We start from the raw sequence: 23891 nt of genomic DNA on the forward strand, positions 1-23891 counted from the left end.
TCGGTTTCTATTTGTATAGTTACGTAATGCAAGAAAAGACAAAAAAACCGCTCATTATGAGCGGTTTTTGGTCTATTCAAGAAAGGGTTAGGCTTCTTGCTTTTTTAGCTCAGCTTCTGCCGTTTCTTCTTCAATTAGCGCATCAACGATAACTGCACATGCAGCATCACCTGTGATGTTCAGTGCTGTACGAATCATATCGAAAATACGGTCAAGAGCGAATAGCAGCGGTAGACCTTCAATTGGAATGCCAGCGGCAAGAAGCACGGCAACCACTAGGAAAGAAGGGCCAGGAACACCCGCTTGACCAACCGCACCCAATGTAGACGTTACGATAATTGCAATGTAAGCGCCCATGCCTAGATCGATATTGAACAGTTGAGCAAAGAAGATAGCAACCAAGCCATAGTAAATCGCATTACCTGACATGTTGATCGTTGCGCCTAGAGGCAGAACAAATGATGCAGTTGAATTTTTTACGCCCAGCTCTTTTTCACAGGTGTCCATTGTAACAGGCAGTGTTGCCATAGAAGACGCTGTTGAAAGCGCAACTGCTTGCGGTTTCTTCATTGAAGACAGGAATTTCTTCGCAGATGTCTTCGTGAAAACATGCACCATTGCTGGGTAAACAACGAAACCGAAGATTAGGATGGCGGCAACGTAAACAACGAACAGTTTAAACACCACCATTAGCGCACCAAAACCGAACGTACCGACGGCTTCTGCCATCAGACCAAATACACCGATAGGTGCAATGATCATTACTTTGTTGATCATCCAAACCATTGCGTCAACGATGCAGTTAACACCATTGATGATTGGTTCACGACGCTCTTTTGCTTGCTTAGAAATCGCAATACCAAAGAACATACAGAAAACGAGGATCTGTAGGATGTTTGCTTCATTTAGTGATTGGAAAACGTTGGTTGGGATCATACCAGTGATGGTTGCCCAGAAAGTAGGTAGTTCACCTTTTGAAGCGTATTCTGCTGAGAACATGCCTTCAACGCCAGAGACGTCGATACCCATGCCTGGTTGGAATACTTCACCCATAAATAGTGCAAGCGCAACGGCTAGGGCGGATGTTAAACCAAAATAACCTAGAGTGACGATGCCAACTTTACCTGCTGACTGGCTGTTCCCAAGACCAGCGGCGCCAGAAATCAAGGCTACAGCGACCAAAGGAATAACCAACATTTTGATTAAGTTGATAAAGATAGCACCTAAAGGAGCGAACACTGTCGCATCATGACCCATCATGGCACCAACGGCTGTGCCCACGATCATGGCGATTACGACTTGTACGCCAATGTTGTTTAGCAAACTCTTTTCTTTTAACACTTCCATAACCTCTGTGCTAATAAAATGTAAAATCCTAAAATTACCCACTAACCATAAATGGATTTACGGATAATTATCTCGCCTTGCTTTTTACACTTATCGTTTACAATTGGCAATATGCAGCAAGGTATTATTGATGGATTAATCGATATTTTATTGACGAACGATAAAGTTTTGTTCAATAGCAAACGTTTGCTATTGATTTTTCTTATAAGGGTCGCGCTTAGGATTGTTCAAGTTTATTTTTCTTTATTTGTTTTCTTTTTGTTAATTTTAACCGCTTTTGTATTTGCTATTGCAGTCAGAGTTTTTAGTGACTTGGGTTGATATTTATAACAATTCATCTCTTTCAAGCTCACACTTTTATTAATTTGCCTTCTGAAATGTTAATTGCTTTACATTCTTGGCTCTAATTGCGTTGTAAACATAATGTTAAATTGTAATGACTGGTGAGACTCAAATGCTGACGATCCAGTGTTAGAGATAACTTGCTTAGTTAATGCTCCTGAGCTGATTAGACGAGAAAGACAAGTAAGAGGTGAAGAGACTATGATGAATCTTGCTGCTGCGTTACAAAGAAATGCTGCGAGTAAACCAGATAAAACGGCGTTGATATGTGGCACTGAAAAGATAAATTATGCGCAGTTTGATGCGATCGCCGGCAAGATCGCAGCGTCTTTAATCAATAAAGGCGTAAAGCCAGGTGACCGCGTTGCGATTTCATGCCCAAACATTCCTTTTTTCGCGTTTGTTTATTATGCAATACAAAAAGCTGGCGCGGTTGCAGTCCCATTAAATGTGCTTTTGAAAGCGCGAGAAATTAAGTATCACTTAGAAGATTCAAAAGCGAAGTTTTATTTCTGCTTTGAAGGGACGAAAGAACTGCCAATGGCAAAAGAGGGTGTCAAAGCCTTTGAACAAGTCGATACATGCGAAGGCATAGTCGTATTGACTCAATCTCAAGATGAAAGCTATTGGAATGGTGTAATAACTCTCAATGCGTTTATAGCCGATGTCCAACCGTTGCCGGATTATATACCGCGTAATGCGGATGATACATGTGTGATTTTGTATACATCAGGGACGACAGGCTTACCAAAAGGCGCTGAACTGACTCAGCAGAACATCATAATGAACGCTCTGGTGGCACAAAACATTATGGGCAGCCAGGCCGATGATATTCACTTAGTAACTTTGCCTTTATTTCATACATTTGGTCAAACCGTCCACTTAAATGCTAGTGTTTTGGGCGGGGCAACATTGGTGTTAGTGCCTAGGTTTGAGCCTAAACATGTTCTTGAGCTGGTGGAAAAACATAGGGTGACGATATTTGCTGGTGTGCCAACGATGTACATCGGTCTGCTTCATGTGCAGCATCAATTTGATACCTCGTCATTGCGTGTTGCAGTAAGCGGTGGTGCGCCATTACCAACCGAAATCTTTCGAACCTTTGAAGAAACATTTAATGTGCCGATCTTAGAAGGATACGGGTTGTCGGAGACAAGTCCTATTGCATGTTTTAATCATTTAGATCAGGAGCGAATACCAGGCTCGGTAGGTCAACCGGTTCAAGGCGTCGAAGTAAGAGTTATCGACATTGAAGGCAATGCACTACCGATAGGCGAAGAAGGTGAGATTGTTGTGCGTGGTCATAATGTTATGAAGGGATATCTTGACCGCCCAGAAGTTACTGAATCTGCGCTACAAAATGGTTGGTTCCATACTGGTGATGTGGGCCGCTTTGACAGTTCAGGTAATTTATTTATTGTCGATAGAATGAAAGATCTGATCATTCGAGGTGGATTTAATGTTTATCCCAGAGAAATTGAAGAAGTTTTCATGACTCATCCTGCAGTTTCAATGGTAGCGGTGATAGGGATTCCAAATGAAGAGTATGGCGAAGAGATAAAAGCCTACGTTGTACTTAAACCAAAAGAATACATTGACGCCGATTCATTACATAAGTGGGGTAAAGAGCAATTAGCCTCGTTTAAGTATCCTCGTTATGTCGAAATTCGTGAACACCTCCCGATGAGTGCGACAGGAAAGATTTTGAAACGTGAGTTGAAATCTGAATTGAATATAGCTTAGTCAATTTAATGGTTTTTGTGTCACAGCGCCACTTGCCTAAGCGCAAATGGTGTTGTGCTCTTGACCAATTAGATGCATAAGTTTTTTAGCTATCGTTAGACAATACTTAGCGTTTGTTGAATGGATCTATTGCTCGAGTTCTTTAAAGTATTCTTCTAAGCGCTTCGGATTGGTAATGGTTACTGAGCCATAGTTTAGCTCTAGCATCCCGATACTTTCTAATCGTTTTAGTATCTTGTGTACACTCTGACGAGTTAGCCCCATCATGTTAGCGATATGTTCTCTTGTTACCCTGACAACGCATGGTCGAGTATCGATCGCTTGATTAAGTTGGTATTCAGCAAGCAGCAACAACCTTTTGGCGACTCGTTCTTCAATTCCTCTAATCGCGTCATCTTCGATAACAGAAATAGCAGACCATAAACGGCGGCTAAGTAAGTCGAGTATAGTGGGGTAACTTTGAGGGTATTTGGCGAGTAACTGGCGAAATTTATCTCCAGGAAGCTCCATTACAGTCACGTCCGAATGCGCGGTCGCACCAAAAATACGAGGCATACCGGGAGAAAAAACATTGTCTCCAAACCAGCCACCAGCTTCGAAAATCATCAGTGTGACTTCTTTGCCTTTTGAACTAATTGAGTTCACTCTCACTGCACCTTGAGCTATGACCATAAGAGAAGATTGAAGTGCACCTTTATTGCAAATCAGTGCTTTTTCGTCGAAGCAGCGAACCTTAGTCATTTGCGCTGCTTCACTGAGCCCTTTATCTGGCAGCCCTGATAGTACAGGACATTTGGCTAGCAGTGTTTTGACTTCTTCCATGTAGCAACCTTACTGCACATTGCTTTATTGAGTTAGTTAAGTTACCCAAGCTTAACACTCTTTGAGTGCTCTGCTTGAGATAGATTTGGAAAGTGCGGGCGTTGAACAAAAAATGACGTGGTATAAACGCGATAGTAAGAAAACGCCCACTAAACATAATGTTAAGCGGGCGTTGTTGTGTCATATCAAACTGAAATTATTTTTGAGTGGCAGCTTTCATTGCAGAAACGAATTCACCTAGCTTGTCGAGCATAATTTGTGGCTGCTCAACGTTTGCTTCAATGATTTTTACCACGGCTGAACCAGAAATTGCACCAGCCGCACCAGATTCTAGTGCTTGTTTCACCTGTGCAGGCTCAGAGATGCCAAAACCAAGTAGCGCTGGTGGTGCATCAAATTGGTTCAGTCTATCGAGCATATGACCTACAGGCATGTTTGCTTTGGTTTCTGCGCCAGTAACACCTGCACGAGAGAGTAGGTAAGTGTATCCGCCACCCAACTCTGATACTTGCTTCAGTGTTTCATCACTTGCCGTTGGTGGTGCGATGAAGATTGGGTGAATACCAAACTTTTCTGCAGCAGCAACAAATTCAGCACTTTCATTAGTTGGTACGTCTGCAATCAAAACAGAATCGATGCCTGCTTTTGCACAACGCTCATAGAAGTTCTCGATACCACGAGAGTAAACAAGGTTCGCGTACATCAGAAGGCCAATAGGCAACTCTGGGTACTTAGCTCGGATCTTACCGATTTGCTCGAAGCAGATATCTGGTGTTGCACCTGAATCTAACGCGCGAATGTTAGCGCCTTGGATGGTTGGGCCATCGGCTAGCGGATCTGAAAATGGAATACCAAGTTCAAGGGCATCTGCGCCAGACTCAACCAGTGTTTCCATGATTTTGTAAGACTGCTCTGCGTTTGGATCGCAAACCGTTACGAACGGTACAAACGCGCCTTGGTTCTTTTCGTTTAGGCGCTCAAACATCTTTTCATAACGGCTCATTAGATTGCTCCTTTTTCTTCTAGGATGGCATGCACAGTGAAGATATCTTTATCACCACGACCAGATAGGTTAACAACCAACAATTGCTCTTTTTCTGGGTTCTCACGAGCCATACGCAGTGCATGAGCCAGTGCGTGAGAAGATTCTAGAGCAGGGATGATACCTTCGTGACGCGCAATCTCTTGGAATGCTTCTAGCGCCTCATCATCTGTTACGTTGTCGTATTCAGCACGGCCGATTGCGTTTAGGTGGGCGTGTTGTGGACCAACTGAAGGGAAATCAAGACCAGCAGATACTGAGTAAGACTCTTCAACTTGGCCGTTTGGATCTTGCATCAATGGCGCTTTCATACCGAAGAAGATGCCTGTTTTACCATGCTTAAGTGGTGCACCGTGCTGGTCAGTATCGATACCTTTACCTGCTGGCTCAACACCAATTAGGCGAACGCTTTCTTCTTCGATGAAGTCAGCAAACATGCCGATAGCGTTTGAACCACCGCCCACACATGCGATAACCGCATCAGGAAGACGGCCTTCACGTGCCAAAATCTGATTCTTCGTTTCTTCACCAATCATGCGTTGGAAGTCACGCACGATGGTTGGGAATGGGTGAGGACCTGCCGCTGTACCTAGTAGGTAGTGCGCGTCTTCATAAGTTGCAGACCAGTCGCGTAGCGCTTCGTTACATGCGTCTTTAAGCGTTGCTGAACCCGAGTGGACAGGAATAACTTCTGCGCCCATTAGCTTCATACGGAATACGTTCGGGCTTTGACGCTCAACGTCTTTTGCACCCATGTAAACGCGACACTTAAGGCCAAGCAGCGCACACGCTAGTGCAGTTGCTACACCGTGTTGGCCTGCGCCTGTTTCTGCGATGATTTCGTTTTTACCCATGCGTTTTGCAAGCAGAGCTTGACCTAACACTTGGTTGGTCTTGTGCGCGCCACCGTGAAGTAGGTCTTCACGTTTTAGGTACAGTTTGGTTTTCGTACCTTTGGTTAGGTTACGAGTTAGAGTCAAAGCCGTTGGACGGCCCGCATACTCTTGGAGAAGCGTCATGAATTCGCTGCGGAATTCTGGATCTTCTTGCGCGTCTATAAACGCTTGCTCTAGTTGCTCCAGCGCTGGAACTAGAATTTGCGGAACGTACTGACCGCCGTATTCGCCAAAGTAGGCATTCAGTTTTGCCATCGTTATATTCCTTCTCGTATTTTTCGCTACGAATAGCTTTAAATTTTTTAGCTGATGTCCAGCTTTAGTAGTTGCGAATGGCGGTGAAGGCCGCAAGCAACTTCTGTGAATCTTTTTTGCCTGGTGCGCTTTCTACACCAGAGTTTAAATCTAATCCCAAGCAACCTAGTGTCGCTGCTTGTTGAGCATTTTCTGGCGACAGTCCGCCCGCTAGCATAATTTGACTTGGGTCGCCGATCAGTGACCAGTCGAACACTTGTCCGGTTCCACCTGTTTGAGTGCCAACTTGTGCATCTAATAGGTGACGGTCAATGTTGTCCGAAAGCAGTTCTGGCTTCGCATCTGTCACACCGTAAGCTTTCCAGATTTCAACACATGCTGGTAGCTCTGCTTTTAGCTGATTAACGTAAGCTTGGTCTTCTTGACCGTGCAGTTGCACCGCTTTTAAACCCAAAGAGGTCACGACAGAAGCAACAAAGTCGATATCGTGATTTTGGAACACGCCTACGTAGTTAAGTGGAGCACCGCTCATGGTTAAGCGCGCACCCTCAAGGTCGACCGCACGCTTCGACTTCTCGACAAAAATCAGGCCACCAAATACTGCGCCTGCTTGATATGCTTTTGCTGCGTCATCTGGATGCGTTAAGCCACACACTTTGTTTTCGCCTAAGGTCACTTTACGTACAGCAAGTTCTAAGTTGTCTTCTGCCATCAGTGAACTACCAATCAAGAAGCCGTCTGCGTATTCCGCTAAATCACGAACTTGTTGATGCGTATAAATGCCAGATTCTGAGATTACTGTTGCGTTAGGAGCCAGTTCACGAATTGTCGGTGCCAGTTCTTTAGTACGATTCAAATCAGTACTTAGGTCGCGAAGGTTACGGTTATTAATGCCGATAACGCGTGCGCCAAGCTTAACGGCACGATGAAGCTCTTCTTCGTTGCTGACTTCGGTCAAGATACCCATGTTCAGGCTGTGCGCCGCTTCCTCTAGCGCTTTGTACTCTTCGTCATTAAGGACAGAAAGCATCAGTAGCACGGCATCAGCACTGTAATGACGTGCTAGGTAAACTTGGTAGGTATCTACCATGAAGTCTTTGCACAGAACAGGTTGTTTGACTTGACCGCGTACTTGAGGAAGAAAGTCAAAGTTGCCTTGGAAGTACTTCTCGTCTGTTAGGACTGAAATCGCATCAGCATGGTTGTTATAAACCGATGCAATGTAATCCAAGTCGAAGTGATCACGAATCAAACCTTTAGAAGGAGATGCCTTCTTACATTCGGTGATGAATGCCGTCGTTTCGCCACTCAGAGCATCGTAGAAGCTGCGGTCCGATGGCAGCAAATCAGACTGAAATGTGCTTAGCGGTTGAGACACCTTACGGTCTGCTACCCACTGATATTTGTCGCGGACAATTTTCGCCAGTACTTCTGCCATTTCTGCTTCTTTCTTAGAAACGTGTTCAGACAGGTTGTCAGCTTGCTGAGTGTTGAAGTCAGTCATGTTCTTCAATTCCTTAAGCGTGTGCGGCAAGTTGTTGTACCAATTGGTACGCCTTGCCTGAATTCATTGCCTCAATCGCTTGTTGCGTGTTGGCTTTTAAATCTTCGTGGCCGAATAGGCGCATTAGCAGAGCAACGTTCACCGCCACTGCGCCCAATTGCGCGTCTGTACCTTTACCCGTCAGAATGTTGGTAATGATCGCTTTGTTTTCTTCAGGATCGCCACCTTTGATCGCTTCTAGCGGGTGCGCTTCTAGACCGAAGTCTGCAGGCGTTAGTTTGTATTCTGTGATCTTACCGTCTTTGATCTCGGCAACGGTTGTTTCACCGTGAATTGCTACTTCGTCCAAGCCACTGCCGTGTACTACAGCGGCGCGCTTCATACCCATTTGTAGCATGGTTTCTGCGATAGGACGAACCAGTTCTTCACTGTAAACGCCCATCAATTCGATGTTAGGACGAGCAGGGTTAATCAGTGGGCCAAGAATGTTAAAGATAGTGCGTGTTTTCATGGTTTGACGCACTGGCATCGCATGTCGCACACCACCGTGGTATTGAGGTGCAAATAGGAAAGCAACACCGATATTGTCTACCGCTTTGCGCGTATCGTCTGCGCTCATAGCTAGGTTGATACCAAATGAATCAAGAAGGTCAGAAGAACCCGATTTGCTCGAAACGCTGCGGTTACCGTGTTTCGCTACTTTTAGACCACATGCTGCAGCAACAAACGCCGCAGTGGTTGAAATGTTGATGGTGTTGTGACCGTCGCCGCCAGTACCTACGATATCTGCGAAATCATAATCTGGACGAGGGAATGGGTTTGCATTTGCCAACAGCGCTTTTGCCGCGCCTGCTATTTCATCCGGTGTCTCGCCTTTGATTTTTAGTGCAGTCAGTGCTGATGCCATCAAAATTGGGTCTAGTTCCCCACGGATAATGATGTCGAATAGCTGTTGGCTCTCTTCCTGAGTAAGCGATTCTTGCTCGTACAGTTTGGTAATAATAGGGTTGATGATTGCTTCCATATTTCCTCTCCTAAATTTCTTATGTGCCAAGTGCTATTTAAGCAGTGAGTGGGTTCGCTGAAGTTTGTTCTTCAAGTGCCCATTCAATGGCATTGGCCAACAGTGTTGCTCCGTAGGTCGTCATAATAGATTCCGGGTGGAACTGGAACCCGCAAACTTTATCTTCTTCATGTACAACAGACATGACCAAGTCATCCACTTCTGCTGTGATGGTTAGGCTCTCAGGAACCTTGGTCGCAACCAGCGAGTGGTAACGTGCAATTGCAAGTGGTGATGGTAGGTTTTGGTAAATCGCATGGTTTTGGTGCTCCATCATAGAGACCTTACCGTGAATGATTTCGCCCGCGCCAGCAACAGTACCGCCGTACGCTTCAACAATAGCTTGATGACCAAGACAAATGCCGATCATCGGTACTTTGCCTTTCATACGTTGGATAAGCTCTGGCATTGAGCCTGCCTCTGACGGTGCACCAGGACCTGGTGACAGCAGAACCACCGGGTTTTCAAGCTCGTTTATCGCTTGTTCAATGGTTTCTGCTGGAATGTTGTTTCGGTAAATCTTGACTGAGTGACCTAGCGAGCGGAATTGATCCACAAGGTTGTAGGTGAACGAGTCAAAGTTGTCGATAAAAATGATATTAGCCATCTCTGAACCCTATTCCTTATTGTGACTTATGCGCTGCTTGGATAGCAGAGATTACCGCTTGTGCTTTGCCGCGCGTTTCGTCTGCTTCCGCTTGCGGATCAGAGTCGAACACCACTCCTGCACCAGCTTGAACTTGAGCAATGCCGTTTTCTACGTAAGCTGAGCGAATGACGATACACGTGTCGAGTGTGCCTTCACCAGTTAGGTAACCAACCGCACCGCCGTAGCTACCGCGACGTGCGCCTTCCACATCGCGAATCAACTGCATTGCGCGAATCTTTGGTGCACCAGTGAGCGTGCCCATGTTCATACAAGCTTGGTATGCGTGCAGCGCGTCTAGGTCTTCACGCAGTTGACCAACCACGCGTGATACCAAGTGCATCACGTGGCTGTAACGGTCGACTTTTAGAAGGTCTGCTACGTGGCGAGTGCCAGCTTGAGCAATACGAGCGACGTCGTTACGTGCCAAGTCAACCAACATCATGTGTTCTGCGTTTTCTTTCATGTCGGTGCGTAGTTCAAGTTCGATGCGGCTATCTAGGTCGAAATCGATCTCTCCATTCGGGCGCTTACCGCGGCGACGTGTGCCTGCAATTGGGTAGATTTCAATTTGGTTGGTATCGGTTTCATACTTAAGCGCGCTTTCAGGTGATGCGCCAAACAGAGTGAACAGCTCATCTTGCATGTAGAACATGTAAGGGCTTGGGTTACTTTGTTTCAGTTCTTTGTAAGCCGCCAGTGGAGAAGGACAAGGTAGAGTGAATCTACGAGACGGTACAACTTGGAATACATCGCCTTTCACTACGAACTCTTTTAAGTCGCGAACGGTTTGGCAGAAGTCTGCATCAGACACGCTAGGTTCTACCGTTACATCTGTTATTTGCTCTGCACTCGGCAACAGTTTTGGCGCTGCACACTGGGCGCTAATTTCTGCAATACGAGTCTCTAACGCTGTTTTCTCTGAACCATCAACAAACAACGTCGCTTGAAGCTGGCAAGATTCCGTTTGATGGTCGACAACAAGTAGTGTTTCCGCGACGTAGAAAACGTAATCTGGACACTGATTTGTTGCTTCGGCATTACCAAGCGGCTCAAAGTTTGCGACTAAGTCGTAGGCAAACAGACCACCAAGGAAAACTGCGTGTTTGTCTTGCTGTGAAATATCAAAACTATGCTGAACCAAACGTAGCGCATCGAAAGAAGAGGCTTCACGTAGGCGAGAGTCTTCATCTAACGTGTCGCATGGCTGGTTAAACTGCAAAGTTAGCGTTTCGCCATCGAACTTGCTCTCAACGTCACCACGGATGTTCTGGTTTAGGTGAGACAGTAGGTTTTTACCGTTATTGCTCAAGGCGTGCATGCTAACGGTATGGCCGAAGCAAACAATGCGAACCGCTGAATCTACGATCAGCAGGGATTTTAAATTTTGCTTTGAATCGATCTCAGCAGATTCCAGCAATAGGCTGTCAGTTTTGTTCTCACATAGTGTGTGGAACAAGCGAGTCGGGTCTTGAGTATAAGGGACGGAAGCCGTTAGCGCTTCAAGCTGTCCAAGTTTCTTAATTTCAATGGCCTTGTTCACAAGACCTCCTTGTAGCTGTTTAAATCTTCCTGCCGTACATAGTCGCATAAAGCAAACGTTCTCCCAATCTAGAGTTGGCTATATTCGATTAATGTTTAGGCAGTTGAATGTGAAATGAGCAACAAAACAAAAAAGCCCGCTTAAGTAGCGGGCTTTACAACGTTTGGTTCTATAAACTAGAAGTATACGTTTGCCCACCAAGAACTAGTCCAAGTGCGCCACCAAGCAAGATCTGATGAGTTTGCCTTATTAAGACAAACCGCAACTTTCGCTTTTTGGTTTTGGTTAAATTCTTGTAACATGGTGAACCTTAAATTACGTACTTTGTATTTATGTACTAGTTAACTAGTGCGAGAGTAAAAAGTCAACCCCAAAACGGCATTAAAACGATAAAAATATGAGAATTGATTTACATAGTCACACCACTGCATCGGACGGTCGGTTAGAACCTAAAGATTTAGTGGAAAGGGCGCTGAGTTTTGATATCGAGGTTTTGGCGATCACTGATCATGATACGGTTGACGGTTTGGCGTTAGCTAAGCAATACGTTCAAGATAATAATTTGCCGATAAAAATCATCAATGGCATTGAGATATCGACCGTCTGGCAAAACAAAGATATTCATATTGTCGGCCTGAATATCGATCCGGAAAATGAACAATTATCTGCCCTCATAGAACAACAGAAGCAGCATCGCATAACACGATCTGAGTTAATTGCAGAGCGACTACAAAAAGCAACTCGAGTAGGTGTGCTTGAAGAGGTAAGGCAAATCGCCGGTGATGCTCCAGTGACAAGAGCGCATTTCGCGAAATGGTTGGTAGATAATGGTTACGCAAAAACCATGCAAATGGTGTTTAAAAAATACCTAACGCGTAATAACCCAGGTTATGTACCACCGAATTGGTGTTCGATGAAGGATGCGGTTGATGCTATCCATGCGGCTGGTGGAATGGCGGTATTAGCGCATCCTGGTAGATATAAGTTGACAGCGAAGTGGATTAAGCGTCTTCTAGCAGCGTTTGTCGAAGCGGGTGGTGATGCGATGGAAGTTGCACAGCCACAGCAAGCGCAACAAGAAAGGCGCAACTTGGCTGATTATGCTATACAATACAAACTATTAGCCTCTCAAGGCAGTGATTTTCACTACCCATCACCGTGGATGGAGCTAGGAAGGAACCTATGGTTGCCTGCTGGCGTCGAACCAGTTTGGAAAGATTGGGGAATAGATCCTTCGTTGAATAATACTCAGTAATACGAAGTCGAGAACCCATAAAAATATAGAGCCGAGAGGCTCGATAATGAGGAATTACAATGAGCCAGTTTTTTTACGTTCACCCAGAAAACCCACAGGCTCGCTTGATTAATCAAGCAGTAGCAATCATTCGTAACGGCGGCGTTGTGGTTTACCCTACTGATTCAGGGTACGCACTTGGCTGTCAGTTGGAGAACAAACAGGCACTGGAACGAATCTGTCAGATTCGTCGTCTGGATGATAAGCATAACTTTACTTTATTGTGTCGTGATTTGTCGGAGCTTTCTCTCTATGCGCGAGTGGATAACTCTGCATTCCGACTGCTGAAAAATAACACACCAGGTCCTTACACCTTCATCTTCAAAGGCACAAAAGAAGTGCCGCGTCGTTTGATGAATGCAAAACGTAAGACCATCGGTATCCGTGTCCCAGACAATCAAATTGCCTTGGACTTGTTGGAAGCATTAGGTGAACCGATGATGTCTACGTCGTTGATTCTACCTGGCAGTGACGTAACAGAATCTGATCCAGAGGATATTCGCGATAAACTAGAACATGCGGTTGATGTGATTCTTAATGGCGGTTACCTAGGTGAACAACCTACGACTGTAATTGACTTTAGCGAAGGTGAACCTGTTGTAGTTCGTTTGGGATCAGGTGACCCTGCACCATTCGAATAGTAGACGCACCACCGCCAAACAAAATAGGAGGCATCGCGCCTCCTATTTTAGTTGTCATATCGAATATCTCATTGAACTTAACTGATTGAGGTTAAGCAAAATCGAAAATGTCGATACCATTTTGTTCTGCATAGTTGATGTATGCAGAGCTCACACCGTTTAGTGTCACTTCAACATTGTATTCATCACTTGAGAATACTGCCCAGCCACATTCATTGTAAGATAAAGTCAGATCATCCGCTGAATCCAAGAACGTATCTCGAATGCCATCGTTATCAGTGTCTCGGCCCATATCAAAGACAAGTTTGTCATGGAAAATATTAAAATCGACAATGTCGGCTTTGACATCAATATCGTTGGAAGATACAGGCTGATCAGGTACACCAATAGCAAGGCGGTTTGTAAGCACGAAGGTGTCGTCTCCACAGCCACCGCTCAGTACTGATTCACCATCACCAACAACGAGCGTGTCGTTACCCCAGCCACCACTCAAGTAGTTGTTGCCTGAATAATCAAAAATTGTGTCGTCGCCACAGCCACCAAAGAGTTTGTCGTTTCCTAATCCGCCGGATAGGAAGTCGTTTCCAAAGCCGCCAGAAACAAAGTCGTTACCTCGGCCACCAAGCAAGGTATCATCTCCCCAGCCACCGAAGACAATATCATTACCTCCGTATCCTACAAACTTATCATCACCACAGAAGCCGAAGAAAATATCGGTTGTTTCAGAGCCTTTTGTGCCTGTCATATCGTCATCTTGAGATGTCCCAAAAATCCAATTTAGGTCGAGATTTAGCATAGACATTGTTCTATTCCTTTTTGTCTGATTTATGCCAATCGCCGAGAGTGCAGAGCGAACCGAGTGAGTCAGAGTACACGATAGCATTAGTGTTATTTTTGATGTGAACTAATGACTTAAAGACAATTTTTGTCTTGTTACCCACGACCGTGCTTTGCTATGAGCGCTCATTGTCTGCGGTGATTGGTATTACTTAGCAGCAAACCGGGACGGCTTATTCTTCGTTGTTTTCTAGCAATACGAACAGTAAACACACCCCAAGTGGTTATTGTTGTAACCCTGACAATTTTATCAGGTACCGCGTGGTTAAAGTGGTTCAGGAAGACCGATATTAGTGGGATTCTCGTTGAGCAATGACTGCTTTAAGTAGTAAAAAAGTTGCAGAATAGGACAAATATTTCGGTCATTTTTGAAGTGAATTTTGGTGTAGAGAATGGCGCCGATTTAGCTTACATTAACTAAGAAAGTTACGTATAATGTCCGACCGAAAAATCCCACTGAAATGGGTAAATAGCAAAATGCAGACCAATCCTGGTCTAGACGTCTGTGAAGACGACACATAGGTAGATAAATGAGCGAAAAGTTACAAAAAGTATTAGCACGTGCTGGTCACGGTTCTCGTCGTGAGATTGAATCGTTAATTAAATCTGGTCGCGTTAGCGTGAACGGTGTAGTCGCTAAGCTTGGTGAAAGACTTGAAGACGAGAGCAGCGTAGTTCGTATCGATGGTCACATTGTCTCTGCAAAGATTCAAGAAGAAGTGATTTGTCGTGTACTTGCGTACTACAAACCTGAGGGTGAACTGTGTACTCGTCACGATCCAGAAGGTCGTCGTACTGTTTTTGATCGTCTGCCAAAAATTCGTGGCTCTCGTTGGATTTCAGTTGGTCGTCTGGATGCGAACACTTCTGGTCTTCTACTTTTCACAACGGATGGTGAACTGGCGAACCGCTTAATGCACCCAAGCCGCCAAGTTGAACGTGAATACCTAGTACGTGTGTTCGGTGAAGTAACTGAACAGAAAGTTCGTAATCTAGTAAAAGGTGTTGAACTGGAAGACGGTTTAGCTCGCTTTGAAGATGTTGTTTACGCGGGTGGTGAAGGCATGAACCACACGTTTTACGTTGTTATCAACGAAGGTCGTAACCGCGAAGTTCGTCGACTATGGGAATCGCAAGAGTGTACCGTTAGCCGTCTGAAACGTGTTCGTTACGGCGACATCTTCTTAGACAAGAAACTGCCTCGTGGCGGTTGGATGGAGCTTGACCTGAAAGAAGTAAACTACTTGCGTGAGCTTGTAGAGCTTCGTCCAGAGAAAGAAACCATGCTTGATCTGAACAAAGACAACACGTCACGCAAACGTGAGCGTGCACGCAGCCAAAAAATTCGTCGCGCAGTTAAGCGCCATGAAGAGCGTGTTAACACGCCAAAAGGTCGCAGCAACAACCCTTCTCGTCGTAAGCCGAAGAAGACTGCTGGTGACCAAGGCGCACGCAACAAGCATCGTTAATCGATAGCAAAACATCAGAAAGGCTTGCCAATTCGGCAAGCCTTTTTCTTATCTGTTACATAACAAAAGGGTCTAAAGCCTATATAGAGCAGGGTGCTTTGTATAAACAAATATCTCAGCTAGACGAAAATAACAGATAAAAAAATACCAGCACTAGGCTGGTATCTTTGTTCATGATGAAGAAACGTTAATCGCGTTTCCAAAGCATATGGCAGAACTTATGTTCAGGGTCTCGGCTGATTAGCATACGAGCAAATACGTCATCAAGAACGTCATTTTCCTCATTTACTAGGCCGATACGAACCTCTGCATATACTTCTTTGTCGATCTCGAAGCCAACATGTTCAACCCAGTCATCACCGGTTTCAACAAGTTCTGCGGCACCACGATCTTCAAATTGCGCAGTAAACAGAATCACGTCAGCAGGCTCTAGGTTATCTGGAGCCATCTCAAGGAAAATGTCGTACGCTGCGTCGATGACGTCGTCGTAAGAAATCAAATCAGACATGCTTATGCTCGGCTCATGTATTTACGTTCAGCTGTGTTAATGATAACACGGTCACCAGTTGCAATGTACTCAGGAACCTGGATGACAAGACCTGAAGCGAAGCGTGCTGGCTTAGTGCGAGCAGATGCAGAAGCACCTTTGATTGAAGGGTCAGTTTCTTCAATCACTAGCTCAACAGAAGATGGTAGTTCAATACCCACTGCAGCACCGTTAACAAGGATAATGTGGATACCTTGTGTATCTTCGTTGATGAACAGCATGTCGTCTTCAACTTCATTGTGCTTGAATGTGTATTGTGAGTAGTCTTCGTTATCCATGAAGATGTGCTCATCGCCGTCAGCGTATGAGTACACAACTGCACGTTTGTTCATTTCTACCGTTTCAACAACGTCATCAGACTTGTAACGCTCATCTACACGTGCGCCCGTGTTTAGATCTGTACAACGCATTTTGTAGATTTTAGCGCCGCCACGACCGCCTGGAGTCGTTACTTCGATGTCTTTAACTAGAAGAGTTTTACCATTAGACTCGATTGCGAAGCCTTTTTTGATTTCACTTGCCTTTGGCATTGTATATTCCTATTCATACTTATTAAGCAAAACTCGGTGATTATAGCGCTAAGTTAGCCGCCTAGCATTAAAATTCATTGCAGAAATTTGTTGTTACTCCCATGACTAAACACCTGAATGGACTTGATTCAGTGAGTCGGCTAAGAGAACATATAGTCCAACTTCTTGAACCATCTGAGAACACGTTTTAAGTCATGTCTCTGCCTGTTATCGATCCTAAACAACCATTTCAACCAGAGTTTGCGCCTTTAATTAGGGAAGTCATCGCTTGTCTCAAAGGTGGATTGGGGCAAAACTTACACAGCGTTTATGTATACGGTAGTGTTGCTCGTAAAACAGCGATCGTTGGGAAGTCGAACTTAGACCTGGTTGTCGTTACTCAATCATCCTTTGAGCACAATCGCGCGACTTTGCTCAACACAATTAAGTGGCGTGCGCAGCAGAGTTACCCTCACGTTAATGGTGTATCGGTCCGTACAGCCTTAGTGAGTGAAGTAGCTCATTTAGACAGTATTTTCACTTGGGGCTTTATGCTTAAGCATTGCTGTGTCTGTGTTTATGGTGATGATCTAGCAGACTGTTTTGGTGATTACGTCCCAAGTTGGGAAATTGCTAAGCACTGGAATATGGATGTGGAAGATTGGATTGCGGTGTATCGCAAAAAAATCGTACAAGCGAAGACGATAGAAGAGCAGGTAGTCGCCCAGCGCGTGATTGCTAAAAAGTTACTAAGAGCGTCATACTCTTTGGTGATGTATCGAGATAAACGTTGGTTTGATGACCCCGTAGAGTGTGGCAAGGTATTCTTAACTTATCATCCTGAAAAGCAGCTTGAGATCGAGCGGCTAGAAATTTTACTTTCTGGCCGGGGTATTCCCAAGCGTTCTGTTATCGGGCTAATTGATGCGTTTGGTGATTGGTTAGTCAAACAGTACCAGAAAACAGAGTTTCGTATCGGCTAAAACAGCCCCATTTGTGGCGCTGAAAGCCTGTCAAAATCCGTCCCTATGAAAGGGAGAATCGCATCTGCAACGGGTTTGAGTTGTTTATCAATGTAATGTTGATAATCAATCGGACTATTGAGGTACTCATAAGGTTCAGGACCGTTCACGGTAATAATGTATTCAATTCGTCCTTTGTTTTGATACTGTAATGGGCGGCCAAGCTTGGCATTTATCTCATCGGCTAAACGAGCTGCACGCACTTGTGGCGGGACGTTCTTCTGATACTCATGCAGTTTTCTGCGCAGTCGCTTTTGATACACTAACTGTTCATCAAATTCACCGTTGTTAGTTTTCTCAACCATCTCTCGGACATAGTCGCTTGGATCTTCACCATGGAAAATCATGCTATAGAGTGTATTTTGAAATTTCTGTGCTAACGAGCTCCAGTCAGTACGGGCACTTTCTAACCCTTTAAATACAATCCGTTCTTGCTTTCCTTCACCGATTAAACCCGCATAGCGCTTTTTCGATCCAGTTTCTGCGCCACGAATCGTTGGCATAAGGAATCTGCGATAATGGGTTTCATACTCGATTTCCAACATAGATGTTAGGTTGTACTCAGAACGCAGGTGTTCTTGCCACCAAGAGTTGATGTAATCAACTAATTGATTTCCAACAGTGTCAGCTTCTACTTGACTGTATGGTCGATTCAAAGACACGAATGTGGAATCCGTATCGCCGTAAATCACTTGATATCCTTGCTCCTCAATCAGCACCTTAGTTTGCTTCATGATTTCATGTCCGCGCATGGTAATACTAGAAGCTAACCGAGTATCAAAGAAACGACATCCCGATGAGCCCAGTACGCCATAAAAGGAGTTCATGATGATTTTGATTGCCTGAGAAAAAGCTTTTTCATTGTTCTTCTTTGCAACATCACGTGCTGCCCAAAGCTTTTCAATCATTTCTGGTAAAAAGTGTTTCGTACGATGGAACTGCCCACCGCGAAAGCCAGGTACAGCCTGATTTTCTTCTTTTCCAATATCGAGCAATAACCCCTCAACTAAACCCATAGGATCAATCAAGAAAGAGCGAATAATCGATGGATATAGACTCTTAAAATCCAATACTAAAACAGAATCATATAGGTTAGGGATGGAGTCCATCACGTAACCGCCGGGGCTCGCAATCCAATTTTCAGGGTGTAGGTTTGGGGCAACGTAGCCTGCTCGGTGTATCTGAGGCATGTATAGGTTTGTGAATGCTGCAACCGAACCGCCGACACGATCCAGTTCGACACCAGTGAGACGAGAGCGCTCTATTGCAAAGTCAAGCAGGTGAGTGTGATTGAAAATCTTGTTCACCAACACGCAGTCTTGTAAGTTATATTTAGCCAGCGATGGTTTGTCGGAGCGGTACATACGATTGATCTCATCCATACGGTCATGCACGTTGTGGATTTCTTTACCTTCCCCCAAGAGTTCTTGAGATACAGACTCTAATGACCAAGATCGAAAGTGGTAAGTAGCCGTTTTTAGCGTATCGATACCATCCATCACAACTCGCCCGGGAATGGAGATAAACCCTTGTTGGCTTTGAGATGAACTTCTAAAAAAGCTGGCTTGGTCTGCTCTACCAAGCATTAGCTTCATGTTGTGCCATTCTGCTCGTTTGTGTAGCAGACGAAAGTCAAAATCAATGACGTTCCAACCGACAATGACATCGGGGTCGAATTTTTTAAACCAATCGATGAGTGCTTCTAGAAGCGCCTTTTCATCCTGGACCCATTGTATCGGTGTCTCCGAAGGTTCTGGTTCTCCGATCATGATAACGCGGGAATCCATGACGCTGTCTAATCCGATTGAGTAAAGAATGCCTTTCTCAGAGCATTCTAGATCTAACGAGACAACGTTTAACTTCGGCTCGTATTGCCCCGCACGGCATTTTGCGCTCTGGACGCGTTGGTAGCCATTGGTGCGAGTCACATTGCCTGTAAACTCGATACTGCCTTTGATAAAACGCTCCATTAGGTAGCGATCGGCGAGGCGAATATCACTTTCATACGTAGTGATATCTTTTTGAGCGAATGTGTCTTTGAGTGCGAGAGCGTCTCTGGTTACATTGGTATAGCAGGCAGCAAGAGGCGTATGTTCAAACGTTTTGAGATCCAAAAGGCGGATGTCGACGAATATGTTTTTTTCTCGTGCGAGTGTCTTTGCTTGCTCTGAGTGTTTCTGAGCGATGAAAAATACTGGCTTCTCACCATTAATAAGTAACTGAGTAGGACCTGCTTCTGTCGAAAGCCACAGCTCGATTTGAGTTTGACCTTTGATGTCTCGTGCCTGTCGAGTTAGCAGGAAGCCTTGTTGAATATTCAAATGTGAGAAACCTTAGAAAACTTGAAGAACGTTAGTTTAACACTAAGAACTGTGAAAATAACCAGTAAAGAAAGCGTCTCAAATTTTTGCTGGAATTAGTGATTACAAGTTAGTCTTTGGTGCAAGAGGGACAGTGTCATTTTAAGTTATAGCGTGTTTCTCTGGGCAATATGAAACCTAGTTACTTGATTTATTGTACTTAATGTTGTTAATTGTCTTTTCTTAGATTTCGGTTCTGCTCATCACGCTCTAAAATAATAGAGTGGTTTATGAATAAGTTCTTGCTAAAGTTTGCGTTTCAGCACATATTCATAGAAAGCAATTTTTTGTCGATTACGTTAGTATATAGGCAGTCATACTGATATCCACATTTAACAAATAATGGTTATGTGGGTGCAGAACCAATACAAAGTGTGGAGATACAAGTTTGATAAATGTTTTCCTTGTAGATGATCACGAGCTGGTTCGCACAGGGATACGACGTATTATTGAAGACGTCCGTGGAATGAACGTAGCAGGAGAAGCTGACAGCGGTGAAGATGCAGTAAAATGGTGTCGCAGTAATCATGCTGACGTCGTTTTAATGGACATGAACATGCCAGGAATTGGTGGCTTGGAAGCCACTAAAAAAATTCTTCGCGTGAATCCTGATGTGAAAATCATCGTACTTACCGTTCATACAGAAAACCCGTTTCCAACCAAGGTGATGCAGGCAGGTGCGTCTGGTTATTTAACCAAAGGTGCTGGCCCTGACGAAATGGTGAATGCGATTCGTGTAGTTAATAGTGGTCAGCGTTACATCTCACCAGAGATTGCGCAGCAGATGGCATTGAGTCAATTTTCTCCAGCCTCTGAGAACCCTTTTAAAGACTTATCCGAACGTGAATTGCAGATCATGCTTATGATCACCAAAGGCCAAAAGGTAACGGATATTTCTGAGCAACTTAATTTAAGTCCAAAGACAGTCAACAGCTATCGCTACCGACTTTTTAGTAAATTGGACATTAATGGTGACGTTGAGTTAACTCACTTAGCGATTCGCCACGGAATGCTGGACACCGAGACCCTTTAGCGTGAATCCTCCTTTCGATTCGGCTTCCTTTCTCAAGACAGTAACTCATCAGCCCGGCGTTTACAGAATGTACAACGCCGAAGCTGTTGTAATCTACGTAGGTAAAGCCAAAGACCTTAAAAAGCGCCTTTCAAGCTACTTTCGGAAAAAAGTAGACAGTGAGAAAACTCGCGCGCTTGTCAGTAATATCGCCAAAATAGACGTCACGGTGACTCACACTGAGACAGAAGCGCTGATCTTAGAGCATAACTACATCAAGCAGTATTTGCCGAAATACAATGTGTTGCTGCGAGATGATAAGTCTTACCCTTATATCTTTATTAGCGGTCATAAGCACCCACGGCTTTCTATCCACCGTGGCGCCAAGAAGCGCAAAGGTGAATATTTTGGCCCCTACCCAGATTCTGGTGCAGTAAGAGAAACATTGCATTTGCTGCAAAAGATATTTCCTGTGCGCCAGTGTGAAGACACTGTCTATTCCAACCGAACGCGCCCATGTTTGATGTACCAAATTGGTCGTTGTGCAGGACCATGCGTTAATACCATCATTTCTGATGAAGAATATGCAGAGTTGGTTGGCTTTGTGCGCATGTTTTTGCAAGGCAAAGATCAGCAAGTACTCAAACAACTGATCGAGAAAATGGAAGTTGCCAGTCAGCAATTGCGCTTTGAAGATGCCGCTAAATTTCGCGATCAAATCCAAGCGATTAGGCGTGTTCAAGAGCAGCAGTACGTCTCAGAAGACAGCATGGATGATATGGATGTACTCGGGTTTGCTCAGGAGAATGGTATCGCGTGTATCCATATCCTGATGATACGCCAAGGCAAAGTGCTTGGTAGCCGTAGCCATTTTCCGAAAATCCCACAAAATACAAGCCAGCAGGAAGTGTTCGATAGTTTTCTGACTCAATACTATTTGAGCCATAACGAAGCACGTACAATTCCTTCTCGTATTATTTTGAATCAAGAGTTGGCAGAAGATATTGCGCCAATACAGAAAGCGTTAAGTGAAGTGGCAGGCCGTAAGGTTCATTTTCATACGTCGCCAACTGGCTCTCGAGCAAGGTATCTCAAGCTTTCGAACACGAATGCACTAACGGCGATTACCACCAAAATCAATCACAAAATGACGATTAATCAACGTTTTCATGCGCTTCGCGAAACATTGAATTTGGAGTCTATAGCTCGAATAGAATGTTTTGATATCTCTCATACGATGGGGGAAAGCACGATTGCGTCATGTGTTGTGTTCAACAACGAAGGCCCCGTAAAGCAAGAGTATCGTCGCTACAACATTACTGGGATTACCGGTGGTGATGATTACGCAGCAATGGGACAAGCGTTGGAGCGCCGTTATTCGAAGCAATTGGACGTAGAGAAAATTCCCGACATCATCTTTATCGATGGCGGTAAAGGTCAGTTAAATCGTGCGCATGACATCATTTCGCAGTACTGGGGGGATTGGCCAAAGCGTCCTATCATGATAGGTATTGCAAAAGGCGTTACTCGCAAACCAGGTTTAGAAACGCTGATTACAGTCGATGGGGACGAGTTTCATTTACCAAGCGATGCTCCTGCGCTGCACCTTATCCAACATATTCGTGATGAAAGTCATAACCATGCTATAGCGGGGCACCGTGCTAAGCGAGGTAAAACCAGACGTACGAGTGCACTCGAAGGGATTGAGGGAATCGGCCCTAAACGACGTCAGGCGTTACTCAAGTACATGGGTGGGTTACAAGAACTTAAACGTGCAAGTGTCGAAGAAATCGCCAAAGTACCGGGAATAAGTCACTCTTTAGCAGAAATTATTTTCCAAGCATTGAAACAATAAGGAAAATCGCGCAACATTAAGCCGCAATGTGTAAGAGAATAATAAAATGCGTTTGAATATCCCGAACATTCTGTCTCTTCTTAGACTGTTCCTAATCCCTGTTTTTGTGGTTGTCTTTTATCTACCTTATTCATGGGCACCGTTTGCAGCAGCAATGGTGTTTTGGGTAGCGGGTTTTACTGACTGGCTTGACGGCATGTTGGCCCGTAAACTTGGCCAAACTTCTCGTTTTGGCGCGTTTATTGATCCTGTCGCTGATAAAGTGCTAGTGGCAACGGCATTGATTCTAATCACGGAACATTATCATTCAATTTGGGTGACCATTCCTGCGGTAACGATGATTGCGCGAGAAATCATTATCTCAGCATTGCGAGAATGGATGGCTGAAATCGGTAAGCGAGCGAGTGTTGCGGTATCTTGGGTTGGCAAAGTAAAAACTGTTTCGCAAATGTTCGCCTTATGGGTGTTGATATGGCGTTACGATGAATGGATGGTTTGGCTAGGCTTTGCGGCCTTGTATGTGGCAACTTTCTTGACATATTGGTCAATGATTCAATATTTGGCTGCTGCGAAAGACGATCTGTTGAATGAAGAGCACCATTAAATTCTGATGTTAGAAAGCAGGCTTAATAGCCTGCTTTTTTGTATCTAAGACAATCTACAGCATTTTTTGCTTCTCTCGCTTTTCAATGCTTGCTAACGGCCATGCTTACAATTTGTATCTGGGGCTTTTGCTTCGATAGAGTTCCATTTGTGATCTAAGTCTTGTTTTTGTCCTTGGAGAGTCTTAGAGAGGCGAGTCTTCTGATTATTAATACTTCAATGCACGCAACGCACGGCCAGCAGTGTAAGGCGTAGCCAAAGTTTTATGATAAACAAGTGTATTTAAGCGATTTTTAGTATTAAAACTAAGCAATCCATCGTCTTTCGCACAAATTCTAGTCAAACGATTTAAAAAAATAAAAATAGTGTTGACTCGATCGCTCGAATCCGTAGAATGCATCCCGTACCCAAGAGAGCACGGCTCAAAAGGGTGGTGAAAAAGCTTAGCTTTATTCACAAATGAGGCGCCTTGGCAGAGTGGCTATGCAGCGGATTGCAAATCCGTGGACCTCGGTTCGACTCCGGGAGGCGCCTCCATT

Annotated in this window: 21 protein-coding genes, 1 tRNA gene and 1 other annotated feature; of the genes, 9 read left to right on the forward strand and 13 right to left on the reverse strand. The window is 44.6% G+C overall.

What is annotated here, in order from left to right; all coding sequences use genetic code 11:
- Positions 1 to 87: 87 nt before the first annotated feature.
- Positions 88 to 1347 carry a dicarboxylate/amino acid:cation symporter gene (locus tag R7R24_RS09540; RefSeq protein WP_005376774.1) on the reverse strand — a complete coding sequence of 420 codons (1260 nt, stop codon included), beginning with the start codon at positions 1345 to 1347 and terminating at the stop codon, positions 88 to 90.
- A 543-nt stretch (positions 1348 to 1890) separates the two neighbouring features.
- On the opposite strand from R7R24_RS09540, the gene R7R24_RS09545 reads away from it, so the two are divergent.
- On the forward strand, positions 1891 to 3432 hold the full coding sequence (locus tag R7R24_RS09545; RefSeq protein WP_054577681.1) for a long-chain-fatty-acid--CoA ligase: 1542 nt from the start codon (positions 1891 to 1893) through the stop codon (positions 3430 to 3432).
- A gap of 126 nt (positions 3433 to 3558) precedes the next feature.
- On the opposite strand, the gene R7R24_RS09550 is transcribed toward R7R24_RS09545, so the two are convergent.
- The 8 genes from R7R24_RS09550 to R7R24_RS09585 form a co-directional block, all read right to left on the reverse strand.
- Entirely contained in the window at positions 3559 to 4254 is a 696-nt protein-coding gene (locus tag R7R24_RS09550; RefSeq protein WP_005376777.1) for a Crp/Fnr family transcriptional regulator, read from the reverse strand.
- 196 nt (positions 4255 to 4450) lie between these two features.
- Positions 4451 to 5257 carry a tryptophan synthase subunit alpha gene (gene trpA, locus R7R24_RS09555; protein ID WP_025767264.1) on the reverse strand — a complete coding sequence of 269 codons (807 nt, stop codon included), beginning with the start codon at positions 5255 to 5257 and terminating at the stop codon, positions 4451 to 4453.
- A complete protein-coding gene (trpB, locus tag R7R24_RS09560) occupies positions 5257 to 6447 on the reverse strand; it encodes a tryptophan synthase subunit beta (protein WP_005445041.1) in 1191 nt (396 codons plus the stop codon). Before trpB ends, trpA begins: the two co-directional genes overlap by 1 nt.
- A 64-nt stretch (positions 6448 to 6511) precedes the next feature.
- The gene (gene trpCF, locus R7R24_RS09565) at positions 6512 to 7951 is read right to left on the reverse strand and encodes a bifunctional indole-3-glycerol-phosphate synthase TrpC/phosphoribosylanthranilate isomerase TrpF (RefSeq protein WP_054577682.1); all 1440 of its coding nucleotides are present in this window, start codon (positions 7949 to 7951) and stop codon (positions 6512 to 6514) included.
- A 13-nt stretch (positions 7952 to 7964) separates the two neighbouring features.
- Entirely contained in the window at positions 7965 to 8975 is a 1011-nt protein-coding gene (gene trpD, locus R7R24_RS09570) for an anthranilate phosphoribosyltransferase (RefSeq protein ID WP_041058298.1), read from the reverse strand.
- A gap of 37 nt (positions 8976 to 9012) precedes the next feature.
- Positions 9013 to 9621, reverse strand: coding sequence for an aminodeoxychorismate/anthranilate synthase component II (locus tag R7R24_RS09575; RefSeq protein ID WP_054577683.1), 609 nt, complete (start codon positions 9619 to 9621; stop codon positions 9013 to 9015).
- A 16-nt stretch (positions 9622 to 9637) separates the two neighbouring features.
- Positions 9638 to 11203, reverse strand: a complete 1566-nt coding sequence (locus R7R24_RS09580) for an anthranilate synthase component 1 (RefSeq protein ID WP_054577684.1) — start codon at positions 11201 to 11203, stop codon at positions 9638 to 9640.
- Positions 11204 to 11329: 126 nt separating this feature from the next.
- Positions 11330 to 11433, reverse strand: a sequence feature (Trp leader region).
- The gene (locus tag R7R24_RS09585; protein ID WP_005376787.1) at positions 11380 to 11505 is read right to left on the reverse strand and encodes a trp operon leader peptide; all 126 of its coding nucleotides are present in this window, start codon (positions 11503 to 11505) and stop codon (positions 11380 to 11382) included. It overlaps the preceding feature by 54 nt.
- Positions 11506 to 11600: 95 nt before the next feature.
- Between R7R24_RS09585 and rnm the strand changes: the two genes are divergently transcribed.
- Together rnm and R7R24_RS09595 are read left to right on the forward strand one after the other, a co-directional pair.
- Positions 11601 to 12458 carry an RNase RNM gene (gene rnm, locus R7R24_RS09590; protein WP_005386777.1) on the forward strand — a complete coding sequence of 286 codons (858 nt, stop codon included), beginning with the start codon at positions 11601 to 11603 and terminating at the stop codon, positions 12456 to 12458.
- 59 nt (positions 12459 to 12517) lie between these two features.
- Positions 12518 to 13138 carry an L-threonylcarbamoyladenylate synthase gene (locus R7R24_RS09595; protein WP_005376791.1) on the forward strand — a complete coding sequence of 207 codons (621 nt, stop codon included), beginning with the start codon at positions 12518 to 12520 and terminating at the stop codon, positions 13136 to 13138.
- 91 nt (positions 13139 to 13229) lie between these two features.
- Here the strand turns inward: R7R24_RS09595 and R7R24_RS09600 are convergent, their stop codons facing one another.
- The gene (locus R7R24_RS09600) at positions 13230 to 13940 is read right to left on the reverse strand and encodes a calcium-binding protein (RefSeq protein ID WP_005376796.1); all 711 of its coding nucleotides are present in this window, start codon (positions 13938 to 13940) and stop codon (positions 13230 to 13232) included.
- 565 nt (positions 13941 to 14505) lie between these two features.
- Between R7R24_RS09600 and rluB the strand changes: the two genes are divergently transcribed.
- Positions 14506 to 15444, forward strand: a complete 939-nt coding sequence (gene rluB / locus R7R24_RS09605) for a 23S rRNA pseudouridine(2605) synthase RluB (RefSeq protein ID WP_005376798.1) — start codon at positions 14506 to 14508, stop codon at positions 15442 to 15444.
- Between the two features lie 187 nt (positions 15445 to 15631).
- On the opposite strand, the gene R7R24_RS09610 is transcribed toward rluB, so the two are convergent.
- Together R7R24_RS09610 and yeiP are read right to left on the reverse strand one after the other, a co-directional pair.
- Positions 15632 to 15952: an HI1450 family dsDNA-mimic protein gene (locus R7R24_RS09610; RefSeq protein WP_005376800.1), complete on the reverse strand. Its 321-nt coding sequence runs from the start codon at positions 15950 to 15952 to the stop codon at positions 15632 to 15634.
- Between the two features lie 2 nt (positions 15953 to 15954).
- Positions 15955 to 16521 carry an elongation factor P-like protein YeiP gene (gene yeiP / locus R7R24_RS09615; protein WP_005376801.1) on the reverse strand — a complete coding sequence of 189 codons (567 nt, stop codon included), beginning with the start codon at positions 16519 to 16521 and terminating at the stop codon, positions 15955 to 15957.
- A gap of 194 nt (positions 16522 to 16715) precedes the next feature.
- Here yeiP and R7R24_RS09620 point away from each other — a divergent pair, with 194 nt between their 5' ends.
- Entirely contained in the window at positions 16716 to 17483 is a 768-nt protein-coding gene (locus R7R24_RS09620) for a nucleotidyltransferase domain-containing protein (protein WP_206946748.1), read from the forward strand.
- Here the strand turns inward: R7R24_RS09620 and R7R24_RS09625 are convergent.
- Entirely contained in the window at positions 17480 to 19843 is a 2364-nt protein-coding gene (locus R7R24_RS09625) for a DNA polymerase II (RefSeq protein ID WP_206946750.1), read from the reverse strand. The two genes, R7R24_RS09620 and R7R24_RS09625, sit on opposite strands and share 4 nt — an antisense overlap.
- A 427-nt stretch (positions 19844 to 20270) precedes the next feature.
- Between R7R24_RS09625 and uvrY the strand changes: the two genes are divergently transcribed.
- From uvrY to R7R24_RS09645, 4 genes are all read left to right on the forward strand, one after another.
- The gene (gene uvrY / locus R7R24_RS09630) at positions 20271 to 20915 is read left to right on the forward strand and encodes a UvrY/SirA/GacA family response regulator transcription factor (protein ID WP_005386783.1); all 645 of its coding nucleotides are present in this window, start codon (positions 20271 to 20273) and stop codon (positions 20913 to 20915) included.
- Between the two features lies 1 nt (position 20916).
- Complete coding sequence (gene uvrC / locus R7R24_RS09635; RefSeq protein WP_206946752.1) at positions 20917 to 22749, forward strand: excinuclease ABC subunit UvrC; 1833 nt, start codon at positions 20917 to 20919, stop codon at positions 22747 to 22749.
- Between the two features lie 46 nt (positions 22750 to 22795).
- Entirely contained in the window at positions 22796 to 23353 is a 558-nt protein-coding gene (gene pgsA / locus R7R24_RS09640) for a CDP-diacylglycerol--glycerol-3-phosphate 3-phosphatidyltransferase (protein ID WP_005394805.1), read from the forward strand.
- A gap of 462 nt (positions 23354 to 23815) precedes the next feature.
- A tRNA-Cys gene (locus R7R24_RS09645) sits at positions 23816 to 23889 on the forward strand.
- Positions 23890 to 23891: the final 2 nt, after the last annotated feature.

The sequence above is a fragment of the Vibrio sp. 704 genome, assembly GCF_033339295.1.

Coding starts and splice junctions, on each gene's coding strand:
- R7R24_RS09540 (WP_005376774.1), bottom strand. CDS start 1,347: ATGGAAGTGTTAAAAGAAAAGAGTTTGCTAAACAACATTGGCGTACAA.
- R7R24_RS09545 (WP_054577681.1), top strand. CDS start 1,891: ATGATGAATCTTGCTGCTGCGTTACAAAGAAATGCTGCGAGTAAACCA.
- R7R24_RS09550 (WP_005376777.1), bottom strand. CDS start 4,254: ATGGAAGAAGTCAAAACACTGCTAGCCAAATGTCCTGTACTATCAGGG.
- trpA (WP_025767264.1), bottom strand. CDS start 5,257: ATGAGCCGTTATGAAAAGATGTTTGAGCGCCTAAACGAAAAGAACCAA.
- trpB (WP_005445041.1), bottom strand. CDS start 6,447: ATGGCAAAACTGAATGCCTACTTTGGCGAATACGGCGGTCAGTACGTT.
- trpCF (WP_054577682.1), bottom strand. CDS start 7,951: ATGACTGACTTCAACACTCAGCAAGCTGACAACCTGTCTGAACACGTT.
- trpD (WP_041058298.1), bottom strand. CDS start 8,975: ATGGAAGCAATCATCAACCCTATTATTACCAAACTGTACGAGCAAGAA.
- R7R24_RS09575 (WP_054577683.1), bottom strand. CDS start 9,621: ATGGCTAATATCATTTTTATCGACAACTTTGACTCGTTCACCTACAAC.
- R7R24_RS09585 (WP_005376787.1), bottom strand. CDS start 11,505: ATGTTACAAGAATTTAACCAAAACCAAAAAGCGAAAGTTGCGGTTTGT.
- rnm (WP_005386777.1), top strand. CDS start 11,601: ATGAGAATTGATTTACATAGTCACACCACTGCATCGGACGGTCGGTTA.
- R7R24_RS09595 (WP_005376791.1), top strand. CDS start 12,518: ATGAGCCAGTTTTTTTACGTTCACCCAGAAAACCCACAGGCTCGCTTG.
- R7R24_RS09600 (WP_005376796.1), bottom strand. CDS start 13,940: ATGTCTATGCTAAATCTCGACCTAAATTGGATTTTTGGGACATCTCAA.
- rluB (WP_005376798.1), top strand. CDS start 14,506: ATGAGCGAAAAGTTACAAAAAGTATTAGCACGTGCTGGTCACGGTTCT.
- R7R24_RS09610 (WP_005376800.1), bottom strand. CDS start 15,952: ATGTCTGATTTGATTTCTTACGACGACGTCATCGACGCAGCGTACGAC.
- yeiP (WP_005376801.1), bottom strand. CDS start 16,521: ATGCCAAAGGCAAGTGAAATCAAAAAAGGCTTCGCAATCGAGTCTAAT.
- R7R24_RS09620 (WP_206946748.1), top strand. CDS start 16,716: ATGTCTCTGCCTGTTATCGATCCTAAACAACCATTTCAACCAGAGTTT.
- pgsA (WP_005394805.1), top strand. CDS start 22,796: ATGCGTTTGAATATCCCGAACATTCTGTCTCTTCTTAGACTGTTCCTA.